This window comes from Brevundimonas faecalis, from assembly GCF_040549405.1.
Taxonomy (GTDB): domain Bacteria; phylum Pseudomonadota; class Alphaproteobacteria; order Caulobacterales; family Caulobacteraceae; genus Brevundimonas; species Brevundimonas faecalis.
In genome coordinates this window covers 163,759-179,313 of the sequence record NZ_JBEPTF010000005.1, presented here as the reverse complement: position 1 = coordinate 179,313, position 15,555 = coordinate 163,759, and the positions used below count along the sequence as shown (strand labels likewise).

Below are 15,555 nucleotides of genomic sequence, written 5' to 3'. Positions count from 1 at the left end.
GCCTCTCCCTTGCGGCGACCGTGATTTCATTTTGCATTTTCTGCAATATAATTTTGCTAAGGCCTAACCACGACGCGGCGTCGCCCCGGCGTGGATCAAGGCTTCCCAAACCCGATCCAGAGCAAGGCCGACCGGCCGATCCAGTCCCATCAGGGCGAAACTGCCGTTCAGTTCGAAGACGCAATGACCGTGGACCACGGCGATCAGGGATCGCGCCAGCCTCGGCGCGCCGGGCCGGACGGAGGACGGCAGGGTCGCCGCCACCTCGTCGACGATGATCTGGGTCAGGCCGCCGCGAAGGGCGTTCTGTTCGTCCGACAAGGTCACGTCGGGCGGCAGATGATGGTCGTAGATGGCGTTCCAGCTGTTGGCGTTAGCCCTGGCGAAGCTGAAGTAGGCCTCGACCAGGCAGCCGATGCGATCCCCGGGCGCGGCCTGCAGTTGCTCCCGCACATGGTCGGCCCAGAGCTGGAAGGTGCGGGTGTTGATCGCGATCAACAGTTGATCCAGCGTCCCGAACACATTGTACAGGGTGCCGATGGAGTAGCCGATCCGCTTGGCCACCTCGCGGGCGGAGAAGCGCGCGAAGCCGACCTCGGCCATGTGCTTGTGACCTTCGACCACGAACAGATGCTCGAGTTCCTGCCGTGTGTGATCCGATCGCCGCCCCATGATCCGACACAGACCCCCGTCCGAGTTCTTGAAACGAAGCCGCCGTCAGCAGGCGGGCACACGGCTTTCGCCCTGCAGACGGAAGACGCCGTCCGGGCCGCGACGATAGGTTTCATCAAAAGCGCCTGAACCTCTGTAGGAGACCGTCAGGCTGCGCCCCTTTTCCGCCGCGGTGATCGTCCCCTCGACCTCGGCGGCGGCCTCATCGCTGCTGGCGTCGGAGAAGTAGACAGGGATGCGGGCGATCTCGACGGGACCGGCCTCCTTCAACTCCGTCAGCACGGCGTAGCCGCAGGAGCGCCCCTGCCACGTGCCGCCAGCCTCGGTGTAAAGCACCGGGGCGTCGGCGATCGCCTGCGTCCAGCCCCAACGCTGGGCCGGATTGCCGACCACGCCCGCAGCGCCGACATCCAGCCACTCGCCGCTCAACGTGAAGGGATAGCGAGGCTCGCCCGCAGGATGATCGAGATAGTGGACGGCGTTGAGGCCCGAGCAGGCCTGCCCCGTACAGTCATTGGCGCCCGTGCTCACCAGGGCGACGCGTGTGTCCGACAAGGGAATGAAGGCCAAAGGAACAAAGGAGAAGCTGTCCTCTCCCACCTGCCGCGCCGCCTCATTCCTGTCCGCGTTCGGGAAGGCGACATAGAAGGCGGCCGGCGTCCCTGCGGGGACGGCGTCACGATCCACGTCCGAAATCTCGAACAGCGACGACTTCGGCGCCGAATGTGCGAACGCCGCAGCGGGAACAAGCGCGGCCAGGCCGCAGGCGATCACGAAGCTCTTCATCAGATTTCCCTCAACACAGCGACCGACCGCTCAGCCGGAACTCAACGACCGGGGCGTCGCAATGCCCCGCCCCAAATAATTAGACACTGTTCACATCATGTCGCAAGCGCCCTGTCGCTTCCTATTGAACGTTTCTCAATTGCAACCGCCCTCCCGAAGGCCGGGTACACATCGCCGCACCTCCCGAGAAACATTGTCGCCGGAAGCCGCTTCTGATACCCACGTCTCCGTCCAGCTATTCGAGGGAAAGGAGGGCGTGATGATTGACAAGACCACGCCCGTCCGTGGGTTCCCGATGTTCAGCGGCCGTCGCAGCCGCTGACGCCTCTCGCGGCGCCTTCAAGGCCCGTTCCGACCATTGCTGACAACCAAGGACCGCGTCTTATCGCGGCGATTTCCATGACTGATCATGAAGAAGCGGACTCGCTTCCGCACGCCTCCGTGCTGCGCAAGGTGCTCGTCTTCACCTTCCGACTGTGGCGTCGGACGCCCGTTCTGGCCGCCGCCTGCGCCGGCGCCATGCTGCTGGCGACCCTGACCGAGGTCTTCGGCCCGCTCTACGCCGGTCGGATCATCGACGCCGTGGGTCGCGGCGACATCCAGGCCGCATGGGCCGCCTTCGCCGTCATCACCGCCCTGGGCGGCGCCATGGTGGTGTTCCGCCATCTCGGCTGGTGGGCGATCACGCCCCTGACCCTGAACATGATGCGCGACGTGACCCAGGAAGGGTTCGCCCGCGTCCAGCGCCTGTCGACCGACTGGCACGCCAACGCCTTCTCCGGTTCGACGGTTCGGCGGATCACGCGCGGCATGTGGGCGCTCGACACGCTGAACGACGTACTCCTGCTCTCCCTGCTGCCGTCCCTGACGGTGCTGGCGGGGACGGTGATCCTCCTTGCCCTGCACTGGCCGATCCTTGGCCTGGTCATGGGCCTGGGCGCCCTCGCCTACATCGTCATGACCGTGGGCCTGGCGACCAAGGTGCTGGCGCCGATCGCGCGACTGTCGAACCAGTGGGACACGAAGATCGGCGGCGTCCTGGCCGACGCCATCGGCGCCAACGCCGTGGTCAAGGCTTTCGGCGGCGAGGCGCGCGAGGAAGTTCTTCTGGCCAGGACCCTGGCCAAGTGGCGCAAGCGGACGCGCCGCACCTGGATGGCCTTCACCTGGGCAGGCACGGGCCAGAGCGCCATCCTGTGGCTGATGCGGCTGTCGGTGACAGGCGTGGCCCTGTGGCTGTGGATGCGCGGCCAGGCCAGTGCCGGCGACATGGCCTATGTCATCACTAGCTATCTGGTGCTGAACGGCTACCTGCGCGAGATCGGCATGCACATCCACCAGCTCCAGCGCTCGGTCAACGAGATGGAGGAACTGGTGCAGCTTCATGGAGAGCCGTTGGACGTCGCCGACAAGGCCGACGCCCAGCCGATCGAAATCAAGACCGGCTCCATCCGCTTCGAGGACGTCACGTTCCGCTATGTCGGCCAGGACAAGACCCTCTTCCGCGCTCTGGACGTCGCCATTCCTGCGGGACAGCGGGTCGGACTGGTCGGGCGGTCAGGCTCGGGCAAGACCAGCTTCGTCAAGCTGATCCAGCGCCTGTACGACGTCGATGCCGGCCGGGTGACGATCGACGATCAGGACGTGACCCATGCGACCCAGGCCTCCCTGCGTCGCCAGGTGGCGATCGTGCCGCAGGAGCCCATTCTCTTCCACCGATCGATCGCCGAGAACATCGGCTACGGCCGGCCGGAGGCGACGCTGGAGGAGGTCGAACAGGCCGCGCGCCTCGCCAATGCACACGACTTCATCGCCAGACTGCCCAAGGGCTACCACACCCTGGTCGGCGAACGGGGCGTCAAGCTGTCGGGCGGCGAACGTCAGCGGGTGGCGATCACGCGCGCCTTCCTGGCGGACGCGCCGATCCTGATCCTGGACGAGGCGACATCCAGCCTGGACTCCGAAAGCGAAGCCGCCATCCAGCAGGCCATGGAACGCCTGCTGGTCGGCCGCACCGCCATCGTCATCGCCCACCGTCTGTCGACGGTCCGCGCCCTGGACCGCATCCTCGTCTTCTCGGCAGGAGAAATCGTGGAGGACGGCTCCCATGACGAATTGCTGGCCGCCGGCGATGGGCAGTACCGTCGCCTGTTCGAACGGCAGGCGGGAACCGAGCCCGAGATCGTGGGGTGATCCCTGCGTCGCCCTGCTCCGTCGCCTGTCAGCCCATTGCGCCGACGGGCGACGGATGCTCAACCAATCATGTAGGGGATTTTCCAAACTCAGGTGTCTGACGAGTCGCCTCGGATCGATCCAACCTGGGCGGAAGACGGAACCGGCATGATTGACGACAAGGAATTGAAGGCCTGGTTCTTTCGGGAGATTTTCCCGCTTGAGTCGGCCCTGACCCGCTATATTCGTCGCAACTGGCGCAATGAGAGCGACGCGGTCGATCTGCGGCAGGACATCTACGCCAAGATCTACACCGCCGCCCGGAATCAGCTTCCACTCAACGCTCGCGCCTTCCTGTTCGCCACGGCGCGCAATCATCTGATCAACACGGCCAAGCGCGCGAAGATCGTGTCCTTCGACCTGGTCGCCGACCTTGAGGCGAGCTTTCCGGACGCGGCGGCCGTCGATCTGGATCGCCAATTGACCGCTCGCGAGGAACTGCGGCGCGTGCAGGCCGGCCTGGACCGTCTGCCGCCCCGTTGTCGCCAAGTCATGATCCTGAGACGCATCGAAGGCCTGTCCGCCAAGGAAGCCGCCGACCACCTCAATATCAGCGTCAGCACCGTGGAGCAGCAGATGGCTCACGGCCTGAGGGCGCTCGCCAACTTCATGATGGGAGGTTCGGGGAAGATCCGTCGCTCCCCCTCCAGGACCGCCGCCAAGAGGGAGCCGTCATGACCTCCTATGACGAAATCGAACAGGCGGCCGCGCTCTGGCTGACCCGACAGGCGGACGGCTTGTCCCATGAAGATCAGGCGCAGCTTGCCGCCTGGCTGGACGCCGCCGTCGAAAACCGCACCGCCTTCTGGCGCCTGGAATACAGCTGGGAGAAGGCCGGTCGACTGTCGGCTCTGCGCTCGCCGGAAACCCTGGCGGATACGGTCTCCGAGACTCAGGAGACGCCTCGTCCAGCATCCCGGATAAGGAAGCGTTTCCGTTGGGAGATGGGGCTGGCGGCCGGTCTGGCCGCTCTCATGCTGGCGACCGCCCTGACCTTCTGGCCGCGCGCAGCGACCTATTCGACAGAGACGGGCGAGCGACGCCTGGTGGCCCTTTCCGACGGCTCTCGCATCGAACTGAACACGGAAACGCGCCTGCGCGCCGCCATGTCCGAAGACGGGCGGCAGGCCTGGCTGGACCAGGGCGAAGCCTATTTCGAGGTGGCGCACGACGCCTTTCGTCCCTTCACCGTCCATATGGGCGATCGCACAGTCACCGTCCTGGGCACGCGTTTCAGCATCCGCCGCGACGGCGACAAGGTCCGCGTGGTGGTCGCCGAAGGTCGCGTGCGGCTCAGCGGCCCGGAGACGGCCTCCGCGCCCCGCGCCGTCATCCTGGTTCGCGGCGACGTGGCGACAGGCGACGGCCGATCTGTGCTCCAAAGCCGCACCTCGCCTGAAAAGGTGCAGGACCAACTCGCATGGCGCCGCGGCCTGCTGGTCTTCGACCAGGTCACGCTGACCGACGCCGTCGCCGAGTTCAATCGCTACAATGAGACGCAATTGGTGGTTGTGGACGCCCGGACTGCGGACATCCGTATCGGCGGCAGCTTCGAAGCCACCAATGTAGAGGCCTTCGTTCGTCTCCTGCGCAGCGCCTATGGACTGGAAATCGCACGCGACGGCGAAACCGTAAAATTATCCGAATAGGGATGTAGGGGATTTTTCCTCGCCCCTTGTCACACCCCCTTGAGGGCGCCCAATCCGGGCGACAAGGGGGTTACATGAAGAAGGTTTCGTTTCTGCGCCATGTGCTGACCGGCAGCGCATGCGCCTTGGTTCTGGCAGGAGCGGCGGCGGCGCAGTCCCGCAATTTCGACGTCCAGTCGGGCGATCTCAAGGGCGCCCTGGACGCCTTCGCGCGGCAGGCCGGCGTGCAACTGGTCTACAAGATCGAAGACGTTCGCGGCGTCAGGACCTCGGGCGTCCACGGCGCGACCGACGCGGAAACCGCGCTGCGCCGACTGCTTGAGGGCACGGGCCTGACGGTCCAGCGCGACCGTTCGGGCGCCCTCGCCATCGTCCGTCAGGCGCTGCAGCGTTCCGCCTTCAACGAAGAAGCCTCCACCGTCGAGGAGGTGGTCGTCACCGGCTCGCGCCTGAAGAACGTCTTCGACGCGGCCACGCCGGTCGTCAGCATGGAACGCGAAACCCTGCTCGAACAGGGCTTCATGGATCTGGCCGAAGCCCTGCAGGACATACCGGGCGTCGAGGAAGGCGTCTCCCTGGCCAATAGCCAGACCGCCACCCAGGCGAACGGCCTCTCCACCATCAGCCTGCGCAATCTGGGCGAGAACCGCACCCTGACCCTGATCGACGGGCACCGCACCGTCTCCAACGCCGGCAACAAGAACGCGGTCAGCCTCAGCACCATCCCCGAATTCTTCGTAGACCGCGTCGAGGTGACCACCGGCGGCGGCTCGGCCGTCTATGGCTCGGACGCCATCGCGGGCGTGGTCAACGTCATCACCGAGCGCCGGCTGAACGGGGTTCGCGCACGCATCGTCGGCGGCACGACAGGCGACGGCGGCGGAGATTCCATCGAATACTCGCTCGGCGCCGGCAGACGGTTTCTGAACGACCGCCTCTACCTGATGGCGGGCGCCACCTATGATCGCCAGTTCCGACTGGCGGCGACGGATCGGGACCGCGCGCTCCAGTCCATCCTCTATCAACCGGCCAGCAACACGGTCACGACGCCCGACCTGTCGACCAACAGCGCCGGGGGCCGCTTCATCAGCGGTCGCTGGTTTTACGACGACAGCGGTCTGAAGCCCAATTTCGTGACGGCGGTGGACGGCTATGAAAGCCGCCTGAGCGGCACCCTCATCACGCCCCGCGACAATCTGAACGGCGCCGCCAAGTTCGATTTCGCCGTGACCGACAACCTCAAGATCTGGGGACAGGCCCTCTATTCCAACGTCGTGACGGATTCGACGCGCGAACCCACGACGATCAGCAACACCACCACCTTCGGGGTCAATGACGAGTTCACCGTCGGGCGGTTGTCGCGCACCCTGAATCCCTTCGCTCCGACCCAGATCAAGTCGGCGGCCTCGAGTTCCGGCATCGACTTCCGCCGTCGCGTGGTCGAGGTGGGTCCCAACCTGATCCACAACGAACGCGAGACCATTCGCGGCTGGCTGGGCGTCGAGGGGTCCCTGCCCGGCGACTGGGACTGGAAGCTGACCTACGGCTACGGCAAGTTCGAAGGGGAACAGATCCGCGGCAACACCCTCAACCTGCAACGCGTTCAATGGGCCCTGGATTCCGAACGGGTCAACGGCGTGGTTCAGTGCCGAAGCGCGGCGGCGCGAGCCGACGGCTGCGTGCCCCTGAACATCTTCGGCGTGGGTTCGATCACGCCCGAAATGGCCGACTACATCCGCGCCAACACCTTCTATCGCCCGACCAATCGGCTGGACACGGTCGAAGGCTATGTCTCCGGCACCCTGTTCGAACTGCCCGCCGGTCCGATCGCGACCGCCTTCGGCTTCGAGGTTCGCCGTGAACATACCCAGACCCGCACCGACCCCCTGATCCAGAGCGGCGTGGCCAGTTCCTCCTTCCTTCCCGAATACGAGGGGACCATCAAGGCCAAGGAGGTCTTCGCCGAGGCGTCCATTCCCCTGCTGGCCGACCTGCCGTTCGCCCACCGCCTGGTGATCAACGGCGCGGTTCGCGTGGCCGACTATAATCTGGAATCCGTGGGCACGACCGTCAGCTATCGCGCTGGCGTGCAATGGTCGCCGATCCCGGACCTGCGTCTGCGCACGGAGTACGCCCGGGCCCAACGCGCGCCCGACACCAGCGAATTGTTCTCTCCGCCTCGCGACGACGCCGACACTGTCGTCGACGTCTGCAGCGGCGTGAAGGCGAACACGGCTGGAACCGTCGCCGCCAACTGCCGCGCCGACAGCCGCATCGCCGCCGCCATCGCCGCATCGCCCGACGGAACCTTCCGCCAGCTCAGCACCCAGATCAAGGCGCCCAACGCCGGCAACGCCGACCTGTTCGAGGAGACCGCCGACACCTGGACCGTCGGCCTGGTCTATCGCCCGTCCTATCTTCCCGGCTTCGAGGCCAGCGTCGACTACTACGACATCAAGATCAGCGACGTGATCTCCTCCCTCAGCAACTCCGCCCTGCTGCTGGGCTGCTATTCGGACCCGGCCGGCGCCGACAACGTCTTCTGCGACACCATCACACGTGACGAGAACGGTCAGTTGGTCCGCATCCTGAACCAGGAGCAGAACCTAAACGAGACCCGCGCTCGCGGCGTGGACGTGGCCGCCTCCTACCGCTTCGATCTGGAGCGCTGGAACGTGCCAGGAAAATTCCGCGCCAGCATGAACTACAGCCGCCGTCTGGAGCTGAGCACGGAATACGACAGCATCGACAAGATCGAACTGGTCGAGTCGGTCGGCGAAGTGGGGTCCGCCAAGGACGAGGCTCGCTTCGGACTGGCCTGGTATGACGACGTCTGGAGCGTGCGCTGGTCCTCGCGCTACATCGGCGATGTCGTCGACAGCCTAGAGCGCCAGCAACAGGCCGCCGCCGCAGGTTGGACCGATCCGCTGTTCCTCTACATCAACGACTACTGGCGCCATGACCTGAGCGTCAGCTTCAAGCCGGATCGCAGCAATCCGCAGTTGAAGGTCTTCGGGACCGTGAAGAACATCTTCAACGACTACGGCCCCTTCCTGCCGGACGGCACTGACAGCGGCAACCTGTACAACTACAGCTCGGCCTACGGCGTCACCGGACGCGCCTTCACCCTGGGCGTCCAGGTCGAGTTCTAATCCGACATGGATCCGGCGGCGCCATCCCAGGCGGCGCCGGACCTTTCGCGCGGGGCGTGGCCGTCGCGCCTTCCAACAAGGGAACGCCCCATGCGTCTAGGTTTCGTCGCCGCCTTCGCGGCGTTGGTCTGTGCTGTCGCCGATCCGGTCCAGGCCCAGGATACGGCGGACAGGGCTCCGCCCAGGCTGATCGTGACCATCGTGGTCGATCAGTTCAGCGCCAATCTGTTCAACCAGTATCGCAGTCGCTGGACCGGCGGCCTTCGTCGCCTCGCCGACGAAGGTCTGGTCTCGACCAACGGCTATCAGACCCACGGCCTGACCGAGACCTGCCCCGGGCATTCGACGGTGCTGACCGGGATGCACCCGGCGCAGACCGGGATTCCGTCCAACGACTGGATTGATCCCGCGACGGGCGAAGAAGTCTATTGTCTCGCCGCCCCGGCCAACACCCTGGCCCACGGGCGCAACAGCGACAACGGACCCGTCGGACCGGACAATGTCCGCGCGACAAGCCTGGGCGACTGGGTGAAGGATCAGAAACCGGGCGCTCGCGTCTTCGCCGTTTCAGGCAAGGACCGCGGCGCCATCAACCTGGCTGGACATCGACCGGACGGCGCCTACTGGTTCACGGACGGCTTCGGCCTGACCACCTATGTCGAACCGGGACAGAACGCGCAGCAACGACTGGCCGCCGTCGAGGCTTTCAACATCGACTTCCGACGTCGCCAGACCGCGACGCCGCATGCCTGGACCTACAGCCAGCCGCAATGCCGGACCCTGGAGGCCGACTGGGCGATCGGCGACGACGTGCTGCATTCGACCGTGCCTCCGGCCCAAGACGATTTCGACTCCTCTCCCTCGCTCGACGAGGAAACCCTGAAGGCGGCAGCCTATCTCCTCGACAGCCAGCGCCTGGGCCAGGGGCCGAACGTCGATCTGCTCGGCGTCAGCCTGTCGGCGACCGACCGCATCGGCCACGCCTATGGAACCCAGGGGCCTGAAATGTGCGAGCAGATGCACCGCCTGGATCAGGCGCTGGGCGCTTTTCTCGCGCGACTGGAGACGGTTCCCGGCGGCGTCATCGTCGTCCTGACGGCGGATCACGGCGGATCGGACTTTGTCGAACGACTGGCTCGGCACGGCGCGCCGCACGCCCATCGGATCGATTCCTCACCCTTGTCCGCCCTCAACACGACGCTGAAGGAACGCTTCAACCTGGACGCCTCGCCCCTGCAATCGGAATCCGGCGGCTGGGCTGTCGCCGACAAGTCCCACAAGGCCTTGCCGGAGCCCCTGCGGAGCCAGATCATCGAGGCCGCCCTGCCGCTCCTCCGCGAAATGCCGGACATCGTCTTCGTCGAAGCGCGCGACCGGCTCCTGGTCGAGCCCCTGCCTGTCGCCGATCAGCCGGAACTCTTGACCCTGCGAGAGCGGATGCGCCTGTCGGTCGTCGCCGACCGTTCGCCGGACATCATCATGGTCCGCGCGCCCAATGCGACGGGCAAGGGACGCGTCGGCGGCAATATCGCCGGCCACGGCACGCCTTGGGACTATGACCGCCGGGTTCCCATCATCTTCTGGCGACCGGGCGCGACGACCCAGGAACGTTTCCTGCCGATCCGCACCATCGACATCGCCCCGACCTTGGCGGCCGCCATCGGCGTCGAAACACCGGCCGTGTCAGGACATGCCCTCCCCCTCTGGGAGCCGTGATCATCCCAAAAACGGTGCGGAGCTTTTCACGTCTCGCAAAGTGATAATCATTCTCATATAAGGCGCAAACCTATCTTCATCGCCCGGTCCGCGTGCCTCCCCCTTCCTCTCGCTCACTGGAACTCTATCAAGCGCACAGACAGGCGTTGATCGACTACGCCTGCGGCATCGTCGGCGACCGTTCCAGCGCCGAGGATATTGTTCAAGAGGCCTGGATCCGCGTCGAAGCCGTGGAGCGTCTTCGCCCGCCGACGGAGCCGCTGGGATACCTGTATCGGACCGTCCGCAACCTGGCGCTGGACGTCTATCGCGCACGCAGGCGTACGGGGCGCAGATCCGCGGAAGAACTGATTGATCAGGGGCTTCAACCGGCCGACGACGCCCCCTCGCCCGAGGCCGCCGCCCTGGCTCGTTCGGATCTGGCGCGGCTGCTTGAAAGTCTGGACGAACTGCCTGACCGAACGCGGCAGGCGGTCATTCTCTACAAGGTCGAAGGCCTGAAGCTGCGGGAAGTGGCCGCGCGATTGAAGGTGTCGGTCGCCTTGGCCCAGACCCTAGTCGTCGACGGCGTCGAACACTGCGCCCTGCGGTTGTCCAGGGAGGGACGAACATGACCATCCCTGCCATTTCTGGAAAACGCGGTCGCCGGAACGTCGTGTTCGATAGGGCCGCATTCTTCAGCCCTGCTCGGGAAGGGAGACGGGCATGACGTCGCCATTCAAACCCGCCGCCGATCAGACCCAGGATACGCCTCTGCGTCAGGCCGCCCGTTGGTCGATCCTTCTGAACGAGGCGCCGGGCGACGACGAGACGCGCCTGGCCTTCGAGCAATGGCTGGATCAGTCGCCCGCGCACGCCGTCGCCTGGGCTGATGTCGGCCACGTCTCTCAATTGTTGCAACGGGCACCAGTCGCATCTCTGCCCGCCCGGCGCCGGCCACGACGCTGGATCGCGGCGGCGAGCGGAATGGCGGCGGCCCTCGTTCTGGTCGTCGCCATGGGGCCTTCAATGGCGACGCGTCTGAGCGCCGACCACGTGGCCGCTGTCGGACAGGAAGACGTCATCGCCCTCGCCGACGGCAGCATCGTCAGGCTGGCTCCCGGTAGCGCGATCAAGGTGGATCTGACGTCGCATCGCCGCGATGTCCGATTGCTGGCGGGCGAGGCCTATTTCGAAGCCGCCCCCGACCGGGCTCGTCCGTTTCATGTCCAGACCGGGGACGCCCGCGTCACGGTGTTGGGCACGGGCTTCAATGTCCGCCTCGGCGAAGTCGGAACTGACATCGCCGTGCGACACGGCCGGGTTCGCGTCGACAGAACCGATGACGCCTCCGTCCTGTTGACTGACGGGGAGTGGTCCCGCGCCGGATCCGGCACTGCAAAGCTCGGCCTGGGCTCGCCCCAAGTCGTCGGCGCTTGGAGCGGCGATCGCATGGTCGCGGTGGATCAGACCGTGGCGGACATGCTCGGCGACGCCCGCCGTCGTCACCATGGAGCCATCATCCTGACGAACGGTCGCCTGGCCCCCCGCACCGTCACCGGCGCCTACGACATGCGTGATCCCGCCGCCGGATTGGCCGTGATGATGCAGCCTCTGGGCGGAAAGGTGCGCCGCATCACGCCGTGGCTCATTATCGTATCCTAGATACAATTCATTGAAATATAATAGATAACTATATTTTTCGTCGATACGGCTCTCTTTTTCTGGAAAACGTCCCGCCCCGCTCGTTGAAATGGGAATAGGCATTGCGAATGATTTGCATATGCCGCTTATGATCTCGAGTGGAGTTTTCAGTGGGTATGGGGCGAAATGCGCGCAGTCAGGCGCGTCGGTCGGTGATGACCTCCATCTTGATGGCGACGGCGGCCCTTGCGCCCCTGGCGCTGGCCGCGCCGGCGCTCGCCCGACCTGCGGCGCAACAGGCGACGCGCTCCTATGACATCCCCGGCCAACCCCTGTCAGACGCCCTGGTGATCTTCTCCGCCCAGTCGGGCCTGCAGGTCGCCGCCGACGGCGCGACCGTTCGCGGCGTCGCCTCACCCGGCGTGCGCGGCCTTCTGACCACGCGCCAGGCTCTGGATCGACTGCTTCTCGGAACAGGCTTCACCTATCGGCTGAACGGCGCCGTCGTCACCCTGGAGCGCGGGCCGCAAGCCCAACCGGGCGTGGTGCAACTCGGCGCCGTAAGGGTCGAGGGCGCGGGCGACGCCCGTACAGGCGCGGTCGGCTCCAGCGCGACGGCCGGATGGGATGGGACGGCGGGTACCGTCTACGTCACGCCCGGCTCAGTCAGCGTGATCACGCGTGAAACCCTGGACGCCTATCCGGGAACCTCTCCCGCCGACATGCTCAAGAGCGAAAGCGGCGTCCTGTCGGGCGAATCCCGCAACAGCGGCGGCCTGGACGTCAATATTCGCGGCCTTCAGGGCCAGGGCCGCGTGGCCGTCACTGTCGATGGCGCGATCAACGGAACCACCGTCTATCGCGGCTATCAGGGAACCAGCAACCGCAGCTTCATCGACCCCGACTTCGTCGGCTCCGTCGCCATCCAGAAGGGACCGTCCAACGGCAACGCCATCGCGGGCGGCATCGGCGGTTCGGTCAGCATGACCACCCTGACCGTCGACGACGTCGTGCCCGAAGGCGAAACGAGCGGCCTGCGCTTCAAGCTGGGTCTGGGGACCAACACCACCGAACCAGGCTCCTCCATGCGCCGCTCGCTGATCGAGCCCGCGCTCTGGGGCGGATACGAACCCCTCCTGGCGACGCGCGGAACCCATCGTCCGGGCGCGCTGGAGCCGACCAACGGATCAGGCAGCCTGGTCTACGGTCGAAAAGGCGACCGTTTCGACCTGGTGGCCGGCTACGCCTTCCGGCGCAGCGGGAACTATCACGCGGGAACCCACGGCGACGGCGCCCCGCAGCGCACCGACACCCCTTCCGAATACTGCGTGTCCGCGCCCAAGGATCAGCAGATGACCGCCCTCTGCCGGCGCGCCATGGCTTTCTACGACGGCTACGGGACGACGCCCTTCGCGGCTGGGGAAGAGGTGCTGAACACCTCGACCGACACGGAATCCGTGCTGCTGAAAGCGACCATCCGCCCGGCGGAAGGCCATGCGGTCGAACTTGGCTACGGCGGCTATTGGAGCAGCTTCGGCGAAAACTACCCCGGCGCCATGACCAATCCGACCGCTTCGGTAAACCAGCGCCGCCCATTGTCGGAAACCAGCCTGGAACGGTTCACCAGCCGCTATCGCTGGAACCCGGAAAGCGACCTGATCGACCTGAAGATCAACGCCTGGCTGTCCCAGCTTGAGGAAAGCGCCCCCTCTCTGGGCCAGTCGGACCTGTCGCGCCGCTATATCGACACCTGGGGCGCGGATCTGAGCAACAGTTCGCGCGTCGCGACGCCTCTGGGCCTGTTCTCCGCCGACTACGGCGTCTCCTATCTGCGGGAAGAGGCCGGGCCGATCGGCAAGTGGGCCGGCGTCGGCAATCCCCCCGCCCGCGAAGGCGTGCGCGAGGAGACTAGTCTCTTCACCCAGATGCAGTTGGAGCCCACGGCCTGGCTCCAGCTGAACGGCGGCCTGCGCTATCAGGACTACAGCCTCGAAGACCGCCAGTCCGGCGTGACCTACGGCTCGAAAATCAACGACCGCAGCGAGGACGCCTTCGGTTTCTCGCTCGGCGCCACGGTCGTGCCGACGGACGGCCTGCAACTGTTCGCCAACTACAAGCAGGCGGCCCGCCTGCCGTCCTTGATGGAAGCCACATCCGGCTTCTTCATGTTGGCCAACCCCGACCTTCACAAGGAAGAAGCCCGGAACTGGGAGGTCGGGGTCAACTACGTCCGCTCGAACCTGTTCGCCGCTGATGACGATCTGGGTCTGAAGCTGGTCTGGTTCGACAACGACATCCACGACTATATCGCGCGCCGATACGTCCGCTCCCTGTTCCAGATGCAGATGTACAACATCGACCGCGCCCAGTTCCGCGGTCTGGAGGCCAGCGCCGACTACCGCATCAAGGGGTGGAGCGTCGCCGTCGGCGCCACCTGGTACGACAAGATCCTCTTCTGCCGACCGGGCGAAGCCTGCGTCGCCAGTTCCCTAGCTTCGGATTACGCCACCAACTACATCCCGCCCGAGTTCTCGGCCAACCTGTCGGTCAGCAAGACCTTCCTCAACGATCGGGCCATGATCGGCGGCCGCATCGCCTATCGCGGCGAACGCGCGGTCGATTTCGAACCGACCGACAGCGGCTTCGCCCCCCTGCTGAAGGCCGTTCCCTGGGACGCCTACGCCACGGTGGACCTGACCGGCCGATATCGCGTCAGCGACGCCGTCTCCCTGGACTGGAGCGTCGAGAACCTGACCGACGAATATTATCTGGAAGCGCTCAGCCTGGGCGTCGTCCCCGCGCCCGGCCGCACCTTCCGCATCGGCCTGACCGGCCAACTGGGCGCCGGATCGGGCGCCTGGCTGCCGAACTGGTTCCGCCGTTCGAACGACGACGCGACCGACTGGACCGGCCCCTATGTCGGCGCAAACTTCGGCTACGGCTTCGGCCGTTCGGACGGCGACGTCTCGGACGCCTCGGGCGCGCCGGCCGACGCCGAGAACGGCAGCCGTGTCGAACTGCGCCTGGACAACGTCGTCGGCGGCGTCCACGCGGGCTATAATCAGCAGTTCGCGAACAACCTGGTGCTGGGCCTGGAGGGCGACCTGCAGGCGGGCGCCCTCGCAACCTGGACCGGCGTTCTGGTGCGGGATCCCAGCAGCTATACGGCCTCCCTGCGCGCTGCGGGGATGCTGGAATCCGACACCGACTACAGTTGGGACCGCATAGCCGGCCTGCGCGCCCGGGTCGGCTACGCCATGGGCCGCACCCTGGTCTATGGCGCCGCCGGCCCCGCCTGGCTGCGCGAGACCGCATCCCGCCACCAGTACCGCTCCATCGGTTCGGGCGATCAGGGCATGTCCAACGCCCTGGAGCATCTCTTCACTGAAACCAGCCGCAAGACGCGTTCGGGCTGGAGCCTCGGCGCGGGCCTGGAGCGCGACCTGGGCGGGCGCTGGTCGGTCCGGACCGAGTATCTCTATTCCCGTTTCGGCGAGGCGACCCACAGCTTCGACGAGGCCCGCGCCGGCGCCGCCCTGGCCTGGTCGGTGACGCGGATCATGCGTGATCCCGTCACCAACGCCATCCTGCGCCACCCGGTGACGGGCGCGATCATGCGCGAGACCATTTCCAGTCCCGGCACGTCCAACATCACGAACGGCCGCAAGGTGCGCGCCGACGCCGACCTGCACGCCCTGCGGATCGGCTTCAGCTACCGCTTCTGA

Annotated in this window: 10 protein-coding genes; 8 read left to right on the top strand and 2 right to left on the bottom strand. The window is 65.9% G+C overall.

Going from position 1 to position 15,555, the window contains the following annotated elements; all coding sequences use genetic code 11:
- Positions 1-63: 63 nt before the first annotated feature.
- Together ABIE19_RS16040 and ABIE19_RS16035 are read right to left on the bottom strand one after the other, a co-directional pair.
- On the bottom strand, positions 64-624 hold the full coding sequence (locus tag ABIE19_RS16040; protein WP_354090236.1) for a TetR/AcrR family transcriptional regulator: 561 nt from the start codon (positions 622-624) through the stop codon (positions 64-66).
- Between the two features lie 93 nt (positions 625-717).
- Entirely contained in the window at positions 718-1,458 is a 741-nt protein-coding gene (locus ABIE19_RS16035) for a hypothetical protein (protein ID WP_354090235.1), read from the bottom strand.
- A gap of 399 nt (positions 1,459-1,857) precedes the next feature.
- Here ABIE19_RS16035 and ABIE19_RS16030 point away from each other — a divergent pair, with 399 nt between their 5' ends.
- From ABIE19_RS16030 to ABIE19_RS15995, 8 genes are all read left to right on the top strand, one after another.
- Positions 1,858-3,651, top strand: a complete 1,794-nt coding sequence (locus ABIE19_RS16030) for an ABC transporter ATP-binding protein (protein ID WP_354090233.1) — start codon at positions 1,858-1,860, stop codon at positions 3,649-3,651.
- A gap of 147 nt (positions 3,652-3,798) precedes the next feature.
- Entirely contained in the window at positions 3,799-4,368 is a 570-nt protein-coding gene (locus ABIE19_RS16025) for an RNA polymerase sigma factor (protein WP_354090232.1), read from the top strand.
- Positions 4,365-5,339 carry a FecR family protein gene (locus ABIE19_RS16020; protein WP_354090231.1) on the top strand — a complete coding sequence of 325 codons (975 nt, stop codon included), beginning with the start codon at positions 4,365-4,367 and terminating at the stop codon, positions 5,337-5,339. The genes ABIE19_RS16025 and ABIE19_RS16020 overlap by 4 nt, the downstream gene beginning before the upstream one ends.
- A gap of 74 nt (positions 5,340-5,413) precedes the next feature.
- Positions 5,414-8,491 carry a TonB-dependent receptor gene (locus ABIE19_RS16015; protein WP_354090230.1) on the top strand — a complete coding sequence of 1,026 codons (3,078 nt, stop codon included), beginning with the start codon at positions 5,414-5,416 and terminating at the stop codon, positions 8,489-8,491.
- Positions 8,492-8,581: 90 nt separating this feature from the next.
- Positions 8,582-10,207 carry an alkaline phosphatase family protein gene (locus tag ABIE19_RS16010; RefSeq protein WP_354090229.1) on the top strand — a complete coding sequence of 542 codons (1,626 nt, stop codon included), beginning with the start codon at positions 8,582-8,584 and terminating at the stop codon, positions 10,205-10,207.
- Between the two features lie 92 nt (positions 10,208-10,299).
- Entirely contained in the window at positions 10,300-10,821 is a 522-nt protein-coding gene (locus ABIE19_RS16005; protein WP_354090228.1) for a sigma-70 family RNA polymerase sigma factor, read from the top strand.
- Positions 10,822-10,912: 91 nt separating this feature from the next.
- Positions 10,913-11,851, top strand: a complete 939-nt coding sequence (locus ABIE19_RS16000; protein WP_354090227.1) for a FecR family protein — start codon at positions 10,913-10,915, stop codon at positions 11,849-11,851.
- Between the two features lie 194 nt (positions 11,852-12,045).
- Positions 12,046-15,555, top strand: coding sequence for a TonB-dependent receptor domain-containing protein (locus ABIE19_RS15995; RefSeq protein WP_354090226.1), 3,510 nt, complete (start codon positions 12,046-12,048; stop codon positions 15,553-15,555).

Coding starts and splice junctions, on each gene's coding strand:
- ABIE19_RS16010 (WP_354090229.1), top strand. CDS start 8,582: ATGCGTCTAGGTTTCGTCGCCGCCTTCGCGGCGTTGGTCTGTGCTGTC.
- ABIE19_RS16030 (WP_354090233.1), top strand. CDS start 1,858: ATGACTGATCATGAAGAAGCGGACTCGCTTCCGCACGCCTCCGTGCTG.
- ABIE19_RS16000 (WP_354090227.1), top strand. CDS start 10,913: ATGACGTCGCCATTCAAACCCGCCGCCGATCAGACCCAGGATACGCCT.
- ABIE19_RS16015 (WP_354090230.1), top strand. CDS start 5,414: ATGAAGAAGGTTTCGTTTCTGCGCCATGTGCTGACCGGCAGCGCATGC.
- ABIE19_RS16020 (WP_354090231.1), top strand. CDS start 4,365: ATGACCTCCTATGACGAAATCGAACAGGCGGCCGCGCTCTGGCTGACC.
- ABIE19_RS16035 (WP_354090235.1), bottom strand. CDS start 1,458: ATGAAGAGCTTCGTGATCGCCTGCGGCCTGGCCGCGCTTGTTCCCGCT.
- ABIE19_RS15995 (WP_354090226.1), top strand. CDS start 12,046: ATGACCTCCATCTTGATGGCGACGGCGGCCCTTGCGCCCCTGGCGCTG.
- ABIE19_RS16025 (WP_354090232.1), top strand. CDS start 3,799: ATGATTGACGACAAGGAATTGAAGGCCTGGTTCTTTCGGGAGATTTTC.